Source organism: Streptomyces sp. NPDC058373 (assembly GCF_042723275.1).
In the GTDB taxonomy this organism is placed as follows: domain Bacteria; phylum Actinomycetota; class Actinomycetes; order Streptomycetales; family Streptomycetaceae; genus Streptomyces.
The window spans coordinates 32,852-47,573 of the sequence record NZ_JBHXJE010000050.1; the positions used below are offsets into that span (position 1 = coordinate 32,852).

The 14,722-nt window shown below is 74.3% G+C and carries 13 protein-coding genes; 6 read left to right on the plus strand and 7 right to left on the minus strand.

The window, feature by feature from the left end:
- Positions 1-35: 35 nt before the first annotated feature.
- The 4 genes from ACFWMZ_RS23830 to ACFWMZ_RS23845 all read right to left on the minus strand — a co-directional run bounded on the left by ACFWMZ_RS23830 (position 36) and on the right by ACFWMZ_RS23845 (position 4,254).
- The gene (locus ACFWMZ_RS23830) at positions 36-896 is read right to left on the minus strand and encodes a putative protein N(5)-glutamine methyltransferase (protein WP_383179619.1); all 861 of its coding nucleotides are present in this window, start codon (positions 894-896) and stop codon (positions 36-38) included.
- Between the two features lie 178 nt (positions 897-1,074).
- On the minus strand, positions 1,075-2,031 hold the full coding sequence (locus ACFWMZ_RS23835; RefSeq protein WP_383179622.1) for a sterol desaturase family protein: 957 nt from the start codon (positions 2,029-2,031) through the stop codon (positions 1,075-1,077).
- Positions 2,032-2,147: 116 nt separating this feature from the next.
- A complete protein-coding gene (locus ACFWMZ_RS23840) occupies positions 2,148-2,792 on the minus strand; it encodes a helix-turn-helix domain-containing protein (RefSeq protein ID WP_383179625.1) in 645 nt (214 codons plus the stop codon).
- A 208-nt stretch (positions 2,793-3,000) separates the two neighbouring features.
- Positions 3,001-4,254, minus strand: coding sequence for a PucR family transcriptional regulator (locus ACFWMZ_RS23845; protein WP_383203946.1), 1,254 nt, complete (start codon positions 4,252-4,254; stop codon positions 3,001-3,003).
- Positions 4,255-4,479: 225 nt separating this feature from the next.
- Between ACFWMZ_RS23845 and ACFWMZ_RS23850 the strand changes: the two genes are divergently transcribed.
- From ACFWMZ_RS23850 to ACFWMZ_RS23860, 3 genes are all read left to right on the plus strand, one after another.
- Entirely contained in the window at positions 4,480-5,406 is a 927-nt protein-coding gene (locus tag ACFWMZ_RS23850; protein ID WP_383179631.1) for a proline dehydrogenase family protein, read from the plus strand.
- A gap of 48 nt (positions 5,407-5,454) precedes the next feature.
- Positions 5,455-7,086, plus strand: a complete 1,632-nt coding sequence (gene pruA / locus ACFWMZ_RS23855) for an L-glutamate gamma-semialdehyde dehydrogenase (RefSeq protein ID WP_383203949.1) — start codon at positions 5,455-5,457, stop codon at positions 7,084-7,086.
- 175 nt (positions 7,087-7,261) lie between these two features.
- Positions 7,262-7,996, plus strand: coding sequence for a tyrosine-protein phosphatase (locus ACFWMZ_RS23860; RefSeq protein WP_383179637.1), 735 nt, complete (start codon positions 7,262-7,264; stop codon positions 7,994-7,996).
- 48 nt (positions 7,997-8,044) lie between these two features.
- Here the strand turns inward: ACFWMZ_RS23860 and ACFWMZ_RS23865 are convergent, their stop codons facing one another.
- Genes ACFWMZ_RS23865 through ACFWMZ_RS23875 form a run of 3 tightly spaced genes read right to left on the minus strand, consistent with a single transcriptional unit; the run spans position 8,045 to position 10,847 of the window.
- The gene (locus ACFWMZ_RS23865; protein WP_383179640.1) at positions 8,045-9,247 is read right to left on the minus strand and encodes a 1-acyl-sn-glycerol-3-phosphate acyltransferase; all 1,203 of its coding nucleotides are present in this window, start codon (positions 9,245-9,247) and stop codon (positions 8,045-8,047) included.
- On the minus strand, positions 9,244-10,107 hold the full coding sequence (locus ACFWMZ_RS23870) for a phosphatidate cytidylyltransferase (protein ID WP_383203951.1): 864 nt from the start codon (positions 10,105-10,107) through the stop codon (positions 9,244-9,246). The genes ACFWMZ_RS23865 and ACFWMZ_RS23870 overlap by 4 nt, the downstream gene beginning before the upstream one ends.
- The gene (locus tag ACFWMZ_RS23875) at positions 10,104-10,847 is read right to left on the minus strand and encodes a CDP-alcohol phosphatidyltransferase family protein (RefSeq protein ID WP_383179645.1); all 744 of its coding nucleotides are present in this window, start codon (positions 10,845-10,847) and stop codon (positions 10,104-10,106) included. The genes ACFWMZ_RS23870 and ACFWMZ_RS23875 overlap by 4 nt, the downstream gene beginning before the upstream one ends.
- 648 nt (positions 10,848-11,495) lie before the next feature.
- On the opposite strand from ACFWMZ_RS23875, the gene ACFWMZ_RS23880 reads away from it, so the two are divergent.
- The 3 genes from ACFWMZ_RS23880 (at position 11,496) to ACFWMZ_RS23890 (ending at position 14,302) form a co-directional block, all read left to right on the plus strand.
- Positions 11,496-11,630, plus strand: coding sequence for a hypothetical protein (locus tag ACFWMZ_RS23880; protein ID WP_383179648.1), 135 nt, complete (start codon positions 11,496-11,498; stop codon positions 11,628-11,630).
- Between the two features lie 128 nt (positions 11,631-11,758).
- On the plus strand, positions 11,759-12,799 hold the full coding sequence (locus ACFWMZ_RS23885; RefSeq protein WP_383179651.1) for a 3-isopropylmalate dehydrogenase: 1,041 nt from the start codon (positions 11,759-11,761) through the stop codon (positions 12,797-12,799).
- Between the two features lie 414 nt (positions 12,800-13,213).
- Entirely contained in the window at positions 13,214-14,302 is a 1,089-nt protein-coding gene (locus ACFWMZ_RS23890) for a branched-chain amino acid aminotransferase (RefSeq protein WP_383179654.1), read from the plus strand.
- Positions 14,303-14,722 lie beyond the last annotated feature (420 nt).

The window sequence follows — 14,722 nt, forward strand, 5'->3', positions numbered from 1 at the left end:
TACCGCCTCGGTGGTACGGGCCCTGCGGCGTCCGGTCAGCCGGGGCGGGTGCCGGTGACCACGGTGGCGGCCCGTTCGTCGTCGTGGTGGAGCGCCGCGGTCAGCCGCGCCGCGCGCACCACCTCGCGCGCGGCGGCCGCCTGCCGTTCGGTCGTCTCGACCAGCAGGGTGCCGCCCGGGGCCAACCACTGCCCCGCCTCGGCGGCGACCCGCCGCAGCACCTGGAGCCCGTCGCCGCCGCCGTCGAGGGCGACCAGCGGTTCGTGGGTGCGGGCCTCGGCGGGCAGCAGGGGGATGTCGGCGGTCGGCACGTAGGGGACGTTGGCGACGAGGACGGCGACCGTGCCGCGCAGGTCGGCGGGGAGTGCCGCGTACAGGTCGCCCTCGTGGACCTGGCCGCGGTCGCCGAGGTTGCGCCGGGCCCAGCCGACGGCGGCCGGGTCGATGTCCGCGGCGTGCACCTCGGCCCGGCGCCCCGAGACGGCGAGCGCGGCGCCCGCCGCACCCGAGCCGCAGCAGAGGTCGACGACGACCGGCACGGGACCGGGGGCGCGCAGGAGCAGGTCGCGGGCGAGGGAGAGGAGGAACTCGGTGCGGCGCCGGGGGACGAAGACGCCGGGCCCGACCGCGATCCGCAGCCCGGCGAACTCGGCCCAGCCGACGACGTGTTCCAGCGGCTGCCCGACGGCGCGCAGCTCCACGAGCCGGTCGAGCGCGGCCGCGCCGCCGCCGGTGGCGAGGGCGGCCTCGGTCAGCAGGGCCGCCTCCTCCTCGGCGAAGACGCACCCGGCCCGGCGCAGCCGGACGGTGGCCGCCTCGACGGCGGCGGCCGGGACGGGAGCGTCCGCCCCGGAGGGGGAGCCGGACGGGGAAGGGGTGCTGCGGGAGGAGGACATGACGGCCTTTCGGAAGCCTTCGGTGTGCTTCCGCGCGGCTCTAGCGTCGAGAGGCCGACGGTGAGGCGGACGGGAACACCCGGTGGATACGCACGGGGATCGGTCTCACCTCCTTGGCCAGGGCCCGGAACGGGCTGCGCCACCGTACCACCGGGGCGCGGCCCGGACCGGGCGGAACTCAGCTCCCTCCGGCCGGCGCGAGCGCCCCGCCGTCGTCCGCCCCGGCCGGGGGTGCGGGCTTCCACCCGGGCGGCCGGAAGACGTAACCGAGCTTGTCGCGGAGGCGGGGCGCCGAGCGGACGTCGGCGAGGATGTTGCCGTACTCGTGGTACTGGAGCCTGAAGACGTTGTACGTGTCCACGGGCTTGGTCAGGCCGTAGGTGGGGCGGTGCAGTTCTTCCTGGAAGGTGCCGAAGAGGCGGTCCCAGACGATGAGGATGCCGCCGTAGTTCTTGTCCAGGTACTCGGGGTCGCTGGCGTGGTGGACGCGGTGGTGCGAGGGGGTGTTGAGAACGAACTCGACGGGGCGGGGGAGCTTGCCGACCGCCTCGGTGTGGGTGAAGAACTGGTAGATGAGGTTGAAGGAGAAGGCCACGTAGATGGTCCACGGGGCGAAGCCGAGCAGCGGGAGCGGCGCCCAGAAGATCGCCTCCGACCACGGGTTCCACTTCTGGCGGACGGCGGTGGTGAAGTTGAAGTACTCGCTGGAGTGGTGGGCCTGGTGCCCGGCCCAGCCGATCCGCACGCGGTGCGAGAAGCGGTGGTTGGTGTACCAGGCGAGGTCCACGGCGACCAGCAGCAGGACCCAGCTCCACCAGGTGTCGGTCGGCAGGTGCCAGGGGGCGAACGCCGCGTAGAGGTAGACGAAGAGGACCAGGGTGGCGGCCTTCAGCACGGCGGTGGAGACGAGGGAGCCCATGCCCATCACCAGGTTGGTGCGGGAGTCGGGCCAGGCGTAGCCCTTCACGCGGTCGCCCGCGGGGGGTTCGGTCGGCCCGTCGGACGGGCCGGACTCGCGGCGTTCGCCACGGTCGAGCAGGGTGAACGAGGCGAGTTCGATGCCGGCGAACAGGGCGAAGAACGGGGTGGCGTAGAGCAACGGGGTGTTGATCACGTCCCACAGGTCGGACAGCATCGCGGCTCCTCGGGGTCGGCCCGTCGGTAATTGACTGTGGAGTAAGTTACTCAGAGGTCAATTCGCGGTCAATGGTTCGCGCAGCCGGTGCTCGGTGAGAAGGGCGGGACGTCAGCTCAGGACTGGGGGCCCAGGACGGAGCGCAGCAGGCGGGCGGAGCGGGCCGACATGTCGGCGGCGGTCTGCTCCGGGTGGTCCAGCCACCACTGGACGACGGCGGTCACCGCGTGCTGCCAGACCGCGCTCAGCAGGTCGTGGTCGAGCGGGTCGTCGTCGCCCGCCGCCCGCAGGATCTCCGCGGTGCCGACGGCGCCCATCTCGGCCAGCCGCTCCCGGTAACGCGCCGCCGCCGCGTACGCCGCGCCGCCCTGAGGCAGCGTCGTGTCGTGCACCACCGACCAGGCGCGGCGGCAGTGGTCCAGTACGGAGAAGATCGCGGCCAGCGTGTCCAGGGCGCGGGCCTCGGCGGTCGTCGCCGTCTGCGCGGCCTCGACCTTGCTCACCAGGAGTTCCCCGGCGTAGTGGGCGCCGGCGGCGGCGAGGCCGTCCTTCGAGGTGAAGTAGGTGTAGATCAGCGGCTTGGAGATCCCGGCCCGCTCCGCGACGGCGGCCAGCGAGGCGCGCGCGTACCCCTGTACCCCGAACTCCTCGACGGCGAGCCGCACGATCTGCCGTTCGCGGTCGGCGCGGGCCACCCCCTTGGTACCCGTCCTGGTCCTGTTGCTGGTCTCGGCTCCGGGGCTGGGCTGCGCGCTGGTCACGGGGGAAGCCTATCGAGGGGCGGGGGAGCGGGGGCGGGGCCTGCGGTGCGCGCTCCGTGCGGGGCCCGGCGCCTGCTCCGTACTAGGCGCGCGACCTGCGCGTTTGCCGTCGTCGCCCCGTCGCCCCGTCGCCCCGTCGCCCCGTCGCCCCGTCGCCCCGTCGCCCCGTCGCCCCGTCGGTCGCCCTGTCGTCACAGCCGTGGCGGTGTCAGAGCCGCGCCGCCTTCAGTGCCATGTGGAGGAGGAGGCGGTCCTCGCCGTCGTCCAGGTCGAGGCCGGTGAGTTGTTCGACGCGGGAGAGGCGGTAGTAGAGGGTCTGCCGGTGGACGCCGAGGGCGGCGGCGGTGCGGCCCGCCTGGCCCGCGTGGTCCAGGTACGTCTCGGCGGTGCGGGCCAGCTCCCGGTGCGCTCCGGTCAGCAGCGGGGCGGTGGCGGGGTCGGCCGCGGTGGACGCCGACAGGGTGGTCAGCAGGCGGTACGGGCCGAGGGCGGACCAGTGGGCGACGGGGCCCAGCCGGGGCTCGGCGTGCGCGGCGCGCGCCGCGGCGACGGCCTCGCGCCAGGCGCGCGCCGTCTGGGCCATGCCGGTGCGCGGCGTCCCCACCCCGGCGGCGGCCGCGCCGGAGAGCGCGCGCAGGCGTTCGGCGGCGGTCTCGGCGGGGCCGAGCGCGCCCGCGGTGCGCAGCCGGACCAGGGCGGCGAGGACCGCCGGGGCGGGCGCGGGGGCGTCGGGTTCGCCTCGCTGCCCGGCCGGTGCCCCCGGCGTGGCCGCGCCCGGAGCCGCCGGGTTCGCCGGCGGCGGCCCGAACGCCGCCTCGCTCCCCTGCGGAGCGGGCAGCACGCAGAGCGCCGTCGCGCCGGGCAGGCGGCCCACGCCGGGCGGCTCCTCGAAGGGCCACGGGCCGACGCAGACCACCGCGTGCAGCCGGTCGGCCTCGGAGCCGAGGGCGGCGCTCAGCGCGGCGTGCGCCTGGTCGTGCTGCCAGCCGGGGGCGGCGGTCAGCACCGCCCGGAACTCGCGGGTCACGTCCTCCCCGGCCGTCGCCTCGTCGGCGAGGAGGGTACCGATGCGGGCGGTGACCGCCATCGCCGCGTCGAGCTGCTCGGGCGAGGGGCGCGGATCGGTGTCCAACAGCCAGACGTATCCCCGGACGATCCCCCGGTGGCGCACCGGGAGGCAGATCCGGCCGCGCAGCACGCCCGCCTCCGGGGAGGCCGGGATGTGCACGGGGCCGGTGGCGCGGGCGATGCCGTACGCCTCGAACCAGGCGCGGACCTGCGCGGTGGAGCGGCGGGTGAGGATCGAGCGGGTGCGGACCGGGTCCAGGGCGGCGGTGTCCAGGTCGCCGCCGCCCTCGTGGGAGCCGAAGGCGATCAGCTCGAAGTCCCGGTTCTCCAGTGTGGCCGGGGCGCCGAGCAGCTCGGAGATCTCGTCGACCAGGTCCTGGTAGTCGCTGCGCACGCTCCCATTGTGACCCGGCGCGCGCCCCGGTCATACATATGTCTGAGATCGCGGCCACGGATGCGTGACAGCTGTAGATGGCAAGCGGGGAGCGGCATCCTTAGATTCAAGGTGGTTGAACATGCTGTTCCCGATGTGCCCCATCCGGGCGCGCCCGCGCCGTATGCCCCACAAGGGCCGACCGCGGGCAGGGGCGGCCCATCTCTCGTGCAAGTGGAGGTGCCCGTGCTGGGTCCCGTGATCCTCGCCGCGTCGCGCAGCGACAAAATGCGCCGCCTCGTGTCGGCCGCCCCGGTGACCAAGCAGGTCGTCAACCGGTTCATCCCCGGGGAGACGGTCGGCGAGATCGTGCCGATCGTGGAAGAGGCCGTGGCGAGCGGTCTGGAGCTGACCATGGACGTGGTCGGCGAGGACATCACCAAGCCCGAGCAGGCCGCCGCCGCCCGCGACGCCTACCTGGAGCTCATCGCGCAGCTCAAGGAACTCGGCCACGGCACCAAGGCCGAGATGTCCGTCAAGCTCTCGATGTTCGGCCAGGCGCTGGAGAACGGCCACGAGCTGGCCCTCGCCAACGTGCGCCCCGTCGTCGAGGCCGCCGCCGCGATCGGCACCACCGTGACCCTCGACGCCGAGGACCACACCACCCTCGACTCGATGTTCGCCATCCACGAGGAGCTGCGGAAGGACTTCCCGCAGACCGGCTGCGTCATCCAGTCGTACCTGTTCCGCACCGAGGACGACGCCCGCCGCCTGGCTGCCGCCGGCAGCCGCGTCCGCCTCGTCAAGGGCGCCTACAAGGAGCCCGCCTCCGTCGCCTTCCAGGAGAAGGCCGACATCGACAAGGCGTACGTCCGCGTGCTGCGCATCCTCATGGACGGCGACGGCTACCCGATGGTCGGCTCGCACGACCCGCGCATGGTCGCCATCGCGCAGGAGCTGGCCCACCGCGCCGGCCGCAAGCTGGACGACTACGAGTTCCAGATGCTCTACGGCATCCGCAGCGACGAGCACCACCGCCTCGCCGCCGAGGGCCACCGCATGCGCGTCTACACCGCGTACGGCACCGACTGGTACGGCTACTTCATGCGGCGCCTCGCCGAGAAGCCCGCCAACCTCCTGTTCTTCGCCCGCTCGATGCTCACCAAGGGCTGAGTCCCTCCCGCCGGCAGATTTCCACCGCACTAAGGAGTCACAAGACCCATGGACGCAGTGACCAAGGTCCCCACCCCGGTCAACGAGCCGGTGCACGGCTACGCCCCCGGTTCCCCCGAGCGTGCCCGTCTGGAGGCCAAGCTCAAGGAGCTGGCCGAGAACCCCATCGAGCTGCCGATGACCATCGGCGGCGTCAAGCGCCTCGGCGCCGGTGAGAAGTTCCAGGTCGTCCAGCCCCACAACCACCAGGCCGTCCTCGGCACCGGCGCCAACGCCACCGAGCAGGACGCCCAGGACGCCGTCGACGCGGCCCTCGCCGCCGCCCCGGCCTGGCGCGCCATGTCCTTCGACGACCGCGCCGCGATCATCCTGCGCGCCGCCGAGCTGCTGTCGGGCCCCTGGCGCGAGACGCTGGCCGCCTCCACCATGCTCGGCCAGTCGAAGACCGCCCAGCAGGCCGAGATCGACACCCCCTGTGAGCTCGTCGACTTCTGGCGCTTCAACGTGCACTACGCGCGCCAGATCCTCGCCGAGCAGCCCCCGGCCAACTCCCAGGGCGTGTGGAACCGCATGGACCACCGCCCGCTGGAGGGCTTCGTCTACGCGATCACGCCCTTCAACTTCACGGCCATCGCCGCCAACCTGCCGACCGCGCCCGCGCTGATGGGCAACGTCGTCGTGTGGAAGCCGTCCCCGACGCAGACCCACGCCGCCGTGCTGCTCATGCAGCTCCTGGAGGAGGCCGGGCTGCCCAAGGGCGTCATCAACCTGGTCACCGGCGACGGCATCGCCGTCTCGGAGGTCGCCCTCAACCACCGCGACCTGGCCGGCATCCACTTCACCGGCTCGACCCCGACCTTCCAGCACCTGTGGAAGACGGTCGGCAACAACATCGCGAAGTACCGCACCTACCCGCGTCTCGTCGGCGAGACCGGCGGCAAGGACTTCGTCGTCGCCCACCCGAGCGCCGACCCGGCGATCCTCAAGACCGCCCTGACCCGCGGCTCCTTCGAGTTCCAGGGCCAGAAGTGCTCGGCCTCCTCCCGCGCCTACGTTCCGGCCTCGATCTGGAACAACGGCTTCAAGGAGGAGTTCGCGGCCGAGGTCGACTCCATCGCCATGGGTGACGTCACCGACCTGTCGAACTTCATCGGCGCCGTCATCGACGAGCGGTCCTTCGCCAAGAACAAGGCCGCCATCGACCGCGCCGCCGCCGACCCGAGCTGCACGATCATCGCGGGCGGCAGCTACGACGACTCGGTGGGCTACTTCGTCCGCCCGACCGTCATCGCCTGCACGGACCCGGAGAACGAGGTCTTCACGACCGAGTACTTCGGCCCGATCCTCGCCGTCCACGTGTACGAGGACGACCAGTACGACGCCATGCTCGACCAGATGGAGTCGGTCTCCGACTACGCGCTGACCGGTTCGGTCATCGCCAACGACCGCACCGCGGCCGCCCACACGATGGAGAAGCTGCGCTACGCCGCGGGCAACTTCTACATCAACGACAAGTCGACCGGCGCCGTCGTCGGCCAGCAGCCCTTCGGCGGCGGCCGCGCCTCCGGCACCAACGACAAGGCCGGCGCCCCGCAGAACCTGATGCGCTGGACGCTGACCCGCGCCATCAAGGAGACGCTGGTCCCGCCGACCGACTACCGCTACCCCCACATGGGCTGACCTTCCGGCCCATCGGGCCGCCGCCCCACGCGGCGGTCCCCCGCACCCCGCCCCCGCCCGGTTCCCCCGACCGGACGGGGGCGGTGTCATCTCCGCGGTCCTCCCCGGGGGCCCTATGCTGCTGGCGTCCGGGCGCCGCACCGGGCCGCCCGGCGCAGAGGGAGGGGACCCCGCCTTGACCGCCGCCGCGCCGCCCGATCCGCACACCCACCGCCACCTGGAGTGGGACGGCTGCTTCAACGTCCGCGATCTCGGCGGCCTCGGCCGCCACGCCCCCTGCGCCTTCGTCCGCGCCGACTCGGTGGAGAAGCTCACCGGCGACGGCTGGGCCGCCGCCCACGCCCACGGCGTGCGCACCGTCCTGGACCTGCGCAACGGCGACGAGTTCGGCACCGACGCCGCGCCCCGCCCGGACGGGATGACCACGCTCCGTATGCCGCTCGACGGCATCGAGGACACCGCCTTCTGGGAGCCCTGGTTCACCGACTGGCGCTGGGGGACACCCCTCTACTACCGCCCGTTCCTGGACCACTTCCCCGAACGGGTCGCGGCCACCGCCGAGGCACTCGCCACAGCCGGGCCGGGCGGTGTCCTCTTCCACTGCGCCGCCGGACGCGACCGCACCGGCATCGTCTCGCTGCTCCTCCTCTCCCTCGCCGGGGCCACCCCGGAGGAGATCGCCGCCGACTACGCCCTCAGCGAGGAACGGATGGCCCCGGTCTTCGCCGCCATGGGCCGCGCCGACGAGGTCACCGCTCAGGCGGACGCCTACCGCCGCCACGCCACCACCCCGTACACGGAGATGGCCGAGGTCGCCCGCTGGTTCGACGCCGGGGCCTACCTCACCGACGCCGGAGTCCCCGACGCGACGGTCGCGGCGCTGCGGAGGCGGGCCACGGGGGAGAGCTGAGGCACGTGGCGGTACGGGGGCGCCCGTACGGCTGACCGTACGGGCCCCTCACGCCCAGCCGCGCACGATCAGCCCCAGCCCGACGGCGAACCCGCCGCCCAGCAGCACCAGGTACGTCCCGTAGCAGCGCCGCAGCCGGTGCAGCAGGAAGCCGAGCAGGCCGAAGGCGGCGCCCACGCCCAGCGTGCGGGCGCCGCGCGCGGCCGTGCTGTGCAGGAGCCACGCGCCGGTGCCCGTCCCGGCCCGGCCCGCCTCGGCGGCGTACACCTTGAAGGGGATGCCGTTCCAGGGCTGGGCGTGCACCGCCGGGGCGCCGCGCTGCTCCAGCGTCACGCGGGCCTCGGCGCGCATCCGGTCCGTCGTCAGCGGGGCGGGCAGGTCGGCGCCGGCCGCCGCCAGCTGGAGGGCCAGGAGACCGCCCGCCACGCTCCCGGCGAGCGCCGCCAGCGACACCCGCAGCGCCGCCCGCGGCACCGCCGCACAGACGGCACCCAGCAGCAGCTCCGGCATCAGCGGCCAGCTCAACGCCTCCACGCACGCCCAGACGAACGCCAGGAGCACGCCCCGCCGGGCGACCAGCCCCGCGACCCGGCGCCGCACCGCCGAGTCCCGCAGTGGCTCGGCGACGGTACGGGCGTGCAGTGCGGCCACCGCCTCGCGGGCCTCCTCCGGCCCCGCCGACGGGGCGAGCGGGGCGCCGACGCGGACCCGCACCAGCGCCGGCCGGAGCCGGCCGTGCTTGGGCAGCAGCCGCCCCGTCCCCGCGATGCCGGCCGGCACCACCGGCACCCCCGCCTCCCGGGCCAGCAGCAGCGCCCCCCGGTGAAAGGTGCCGAGCCGCCCGTCGGAACCCCGTGTCCCCTCGGGGAAGAGCACCACGGCGCGGCCCGCGCGCAGCTCCGCCGTCCGCTCCAGCAGGTCGCCGAGGCCGCCGCCGGTCCGCCGCACCGGGAAGCCCGCCGCCAGCCGCCCGCAGATCCGGCGCCGCCAGGGCGAGGCGAACCAGTAGTCGGCGGCGGCGCCGATCAGCGGGGCGTGCCGCGCGTCGAGGGTGGCGAGCAGGGCGGCGGTGTCGGCGTGCGAGGTGTGGTTGGCGACCACCACGCATCCGCCGCGCGGCAGCGTCCCGCGCCGCTCCACCCCGCCGGTCAGTGTCAGGACGCACCACCACAGCAGCCGCCGCAGCACAGCACCCGCACGGGGCGCGCGCCGCGCCGGGCTGAGCGCCGTCCGGGGCGCGGTCGTGCTCATGCCGTCACCACCAGAGCCAGGGCCAGTGCGACGAGCAGCGAGTCGATCCGGTCGAGGAGCCCGCCGAACCCCGGCAACCAGCTCCCCGCGTCCTTCACCCCGGCCTCGCGCTTGACCATGGATTCGAGCAGGTCCCCGAAGACGCAGCCGCCGAGCGCCGCCGCCCACAACCCCGCCGACCAGGCGCCCAGCGCCGCCAGCACGGCACCGGTCGCCACCGCCGCGCCCAGCACCCCCGCCCAGGTCTTCGCCGGGGAGAGCGGCGACAGCGGACGCGCCAGAGGCCCCCGGCGGCCCAGCGCCGTTCCGCCGCACCACGCGCCGACGTCCCCGAACGACACCGCCACGCCCACCGCGAGCGCCGCCGGGCCCAGCAGGACGAGCCCACTGAGCGCCACCGGTATCCAGAGCAGCCCGAAGACGGTCCGCCCCGCCCGGGTGAAACCCCGCTCGCCGTCCCCGCCGAGCAGCGCGGGCAGCGCCGCCGCGATCAGCAGGAGCGCCGCGGCGCGTACCCCCAGGCTCTCCGGCGCCCGCCAGGCCAGCAGCGGCAGCAGCACGGCCGCACCGGTCAGCACCGCCAGCTCGCCCCGGCCCAGCCCGGCCAGCCGCGCGTACTCGGCGACCGCGACGGCGCCGAGCCCGGCCGCCAGCCCGAACGTCCCGGGCGGACCGGCGAGGAACGCCCCGAGGAAGAGTGGCGCCGCCAGGGCCCAGGTCCGCCATCGGCGCCGCAGCTCGGCGCGGAGCCGCACCGTGGCGGGGAGCGCGGCGACGGCGACTCCGCCGACGCCCAGCGCGCCGCCGACGACGGGGGCGGCGCGGGTGAGGAGTTCCGTGGTGGCGAGGGCGGCCGTCATCGGGTTCTCCCGGCGAGCGGGGCCTGCGCGGCGCGGGGCTGCGGGGTGGCGGGCACGGCCGGTGCGGTGCCCTCGGCGGCGCGGCGCGGCGCCTCGTGCGGGGCGGCGGCCTGGCCCCGGTCGGCGGGGAGCGGGGCCTCGTACGGGGTGTCGCCGGCCTCGTCGGCCGCCCCCAGTTGCCGCCAGAGGCGCGCCCCGCGCAGCAGCGCCGTGGCGGCGGAGCCCGCGGCGATCACCGCGAGGACCGGGGCGTACCAGCCGGTCGCGGCGGCCACGACGACGAGCAGGCAACGCTCGGTCTTGCCGACCGGACCGCCGTTGAGACGGGGTGACCCGGCCGTCGCCCCGGCCAGCGACACCCAGGACGGCAGCGTCGTGGCGCAGGCCGCCAGAGCGACCAGCCACCCCGGCGCCAACGGCCAGAAGGCGGCGACGACCAGGAGGTCGGCGGCGCGGTCGCCCGTCTCGTTGAGCAGGGCTCCGCGCCGGGTGGAGCGGCCGGTGTCGCGGGCCAGCGCCCCGTCGAGGTTGGCGCAGGCCAGCCGCGCCGCCAGCAGCACCGCGACGGGGGCGGCCGCCCAGCCCGCCGGGAGCAGGGCGAGGGCGGCGCCGGCGGCCGCGGCCGCGGCGATCCCGGCGGCGGTGAGGGCGTCGGGGGAGACCCGGCGCCGGGCGAGCGCGCCGCGCACACCGGACAGCCGGTCCGCGTACCAGGGCTTGAGTGCGTAGAGGCCGTTCATGTGACCGACTCTCCCGGCGGGGTTCGGCCGCCGGAACGGTGCGGGTACTCAGAGGCTCTGAGTACGTCGGCCGGGTGGGGTCCGGGGTGTCGGCGGTCGCGGTGCGGTGGGGTGTGGGGCGCGCCACCCTGTCGGCGGAGTGCGGCTCAGGGCGTCGGCACCTGGCGTGAGCTGGCGCGGAAGGGGCGCGGAGGCGGCTCTCAGGGGGCGCGTTCGGAAGAAGCCGTCTCAGATAGTAGGAAGTCCGAGTAACTGTGGAGACAGAAGCGGGCCGCGGGTCTAGCTTTGTAGGAGCCGAACGTCTCGCTGGAACCAGCGAATGACGGGTGTGCGTCCGCGCCCCGAGCAGGCAACCCCTGCGGGCCCGGAGCCCCGTCCCTTCCGGCGCTTTGACATCCCGTGCGATCCCCGGTGGCCGCGAACACGGCCGCCGGTTCACGGTCGCAGGTTCCGATCACGGTTCGTTCCTGGGCCCGGTCCGCCGTGCCCCGCGCACCGTCCTCGGTACTGGAGCCGCCCCGTGCGGCCCCGGTGACCTGCAGCGATCCAAAGCGTGTGTCCTTGCTCCGCCCAGGCTCAGTGCCTCCCGCCGAATTCGGCGATTCCGTCCGGCCCCAGTGATCTCAGCGATCTCAAAGGAGTCTCCCCATGTCCGCAGAGACGACCTCCGCCGCCCGCCGCCGCCGCGCCCACCGGGCCACCGAGACCGACCGCCGCAACGCCGCCGCCGCCCTCCAGCGCGCCCTCGACCGCCGCGACAACGGCGGCTCGACCGGCCACTGAGCGGACCTGTCCGCCCCCGCCCGGCACCACGGGAGCCGGGCGGGGGCCGTGTGTCGCGTCCGCCTCGCCCGGCGTCCGCATCGTGGACGGCCCGTGTCACCTCGTGGGACGAGGAGTAGGGTGCGACCATGTCTCGCAGCATCAATCTCGCAGTGATCCCCGGTGACGGCATCGGCCAGGAGGTCGTGGCCCAGGGTCTGAAGGTCCTCAACGCCGTCCTCCCCGAGGATGTGAAGCTGGAGACCAAGGAGTACGACCTCGGCGCGCGCCGCTGGCACCGCACGGGGGAGACCCTGCCCGACGCGGAACTCGAAGCGCTCAAGCACCACGACGCGATCCTCCTCGGTGCCATCGGCGACCCCTCGGTCCCCTCCGGCGTCCTGGAGCGCGGCCTGCTGCTGAAGCTCCGCTTCGCCTTCGACCACTACGTCAACCTGCGCCCCTCGAAGCTCTTCCCGAACACCGCCACCCCGCTGGCCGGCCGTCCGGAGATCGACTTCGTCGTGGTCCGCGAGGGCACCGAGGGCCCCTACACGGGCAACGGCGGCTCGCTGCGCACCGGCACCCCCGCCGAGGTCGCCACCGAGGTCAGCGTCAACACGGCGTACGGCGTGGAGCGCGTGGTCCGCGACGCCTTCGCCCGCGCCCAGGCGCGTCCCCGCAAGAAGCTCACGCTGGTCCACAAGAACAACGTGCTCGTCTTCGCCGGACACCTGTGGAAGAACACCTTCGACAAGGTCGCCGCCGAGTACCCGGACGTCACCACCGACTACCTGCACGTCGACGCGGCGACGATCTTCTTCGTCACCCAGCCGGAGCGCTTCGACGTCATCGTCACCGACAACCTCTTCGGCGACATCATCACCGACCTCGCCGCGGCCGTCACCGGCGGCATCGGCCTGGCCGCCTCCGGCAACGTCAACCCGACGGGCGAGTTCCCGTCGATGTTCGAACCGGTCCACGGCTCCGCCCCCGACATCGCCGGACAGGGCAAGGCCGACCCGACCGCCACCATCCTCTCCGTCGCCCTCCTGCTGCGGCACCTCGGCCACAAGGCCGAGGCCGCCCGCATCGAGGAGGCCGTCTCCGCCGACCTCGCGGAGCGCGACTCCACCGCGCGGACGACCGACGCCATCGGCGACGCGCTCGCCGGACGAGTAGCCGGCTGACCCGGCGCGCGAGCATCCCGAAGCCGCCGGGTCCCCACGGGACAACCCGGCGGCTTCCTCATGGGCGGCCCCGGGTGCCGAAACCCAGGGCCCGCTCTCACCCCGCACCCCGTACCGCCCTCGGCGCCGTACGTCTGCGGTCTCGTACCCCCGCTTCGTCCTCCGTTCCCCACCTCCCCGCCGGCCAGGTCGCCGCACGTGACGCGTTCGGCGGGGGAGGCGGGCTCCTCGGCGTTCCCTCACCGCCCCTTCCGGCGCGATAATCGAACGTGGGGCCGCGGAAAATGAGGCGATACCCGGACGTCCGTGTGGTTCGCAGCGGACCGGAGTGCGAGACAGTACCCCGGCCGCGCGCCACTCAGGGGTACGGGCGTGAGCGCGGTCCGTCACCACCACACGTGAAGGACACCACTCATGACGACGCCGACGATCGAACTGAAGCCCTCCGCGCACCCGCTCCCGGAGGCCGAGCGCGAGGCGATCCTCGCCCGCCCCGGCTTCGGCCGACACTTCACCGACCACATGGTCACCGTGAAGTGGACCGAGGGCCGCGGCTGGCACGACGGCCAGCTCGTCCCCTACGGGCCGCTCTCCCTCGACCCCGCCACCAACGTCCTCCACTACGCCCAGGAGATCTTCGAGGGGCTCAAGGCGTACCGCCGCCCCGACGGTTCCGTGGCGACCTTCCGCCCCGACGCCAACGCCCGGCGTTTCCAGGCCTCCGCGCGCCGCCTCGCCATGCCCGAGCTGCCCGTCGAGACCTTCATCGAGGCGTGCGACCTGCTCGTCGCCCAGGACAAGGCGTGGGTCCCGCCGCACGGCGGGGAAGAATCGCTCTACTTGCGGCCCTTCATGATCGGCACGGAGGTCGGGCTGGGCGTCAAGCCGTCCAACGAGTACCTCTTCGTCGTCATCGCCTCCCCGGCCGGCGCCTACTTCTCCGGCGGCGTCAAGCCGGTCTCGATCTGGCTCTCCGAGAACCGCGTCCGCGCCGTCCCCGGTGGCGTCGGCGACGCCAAGACCGGCGGCAACTACGCCGCCTCCCTCCTGGCCCAGGCCGAGGCCGCCGCCGAGGGCTGCGACCAGGTCGCCTACCTCGACGCGGTCGAGCACAAGTGGGTCGAGGAACTGGGAGGCATGAACCTCTGCTTCGTCTACGGGGACCGCCTCGTCACCCCGACCCTCACCGGCTCCCTCCTCGCCGGCGTCACCCGCGACACGCTGCTCTCCCTCGCCGCCGACCTCGGCTACCAGGCGGAGGAAGGCCGCGTCTCCATCGACCAGTGGCGCGAGGACAGCCGCAGCGGCGCCCTCACCGAGGTCTTCGCCTGCGGCACGGCCGCCGTCATCACCCCCGTCGGCTCCGTGAAGACCGCCACCGGCCAGTGGGCCCAGGGCGACGGCGAGCCCGGCGAGGTCACCCTCCGCCTCCGCGAGGCCCTCCTCGCCCTCCAGACGGGGCGCGCGGAGGACCGGCACGGGTGGATGCACCCGCTGGGGTGAGCCGGGCGGGTCCGGTGCCGGGTGGCCGCCCGGTGGCCGGGCTGTCCGAGTGGTCGGGGCGGCCCGTCGCTCCCGTGGATCTCACGGGGCGGCGGGCCGTTTCGCGTCGTGCCGGGGCGCGGGGCGCGCGGCGTACGGGGCGCTTCCGGCGGGTCCCTTACCCCTTACCCCGTACGCCGCCCGTTGCTCCGTGCGCGTCGGCCTAGGGTGGCCCAGCCGGAGGAAGGGGCATCTCCGGCCCGCTGCCCCTGCGCGATGCCGAGCAGGAGCCGGTCGAAGTAAGGGTCAGCTCCGTCCCGCTGACCCCTACGCATCCGCCAGGACGCCCTAGCTGTATTGACCACGAGCATTGTTAACGCCGACGGGTCTTGATCATGGCGAAGACCTCCGGTGTGGTGGAGGTGTCGAGTCTTCACCGCA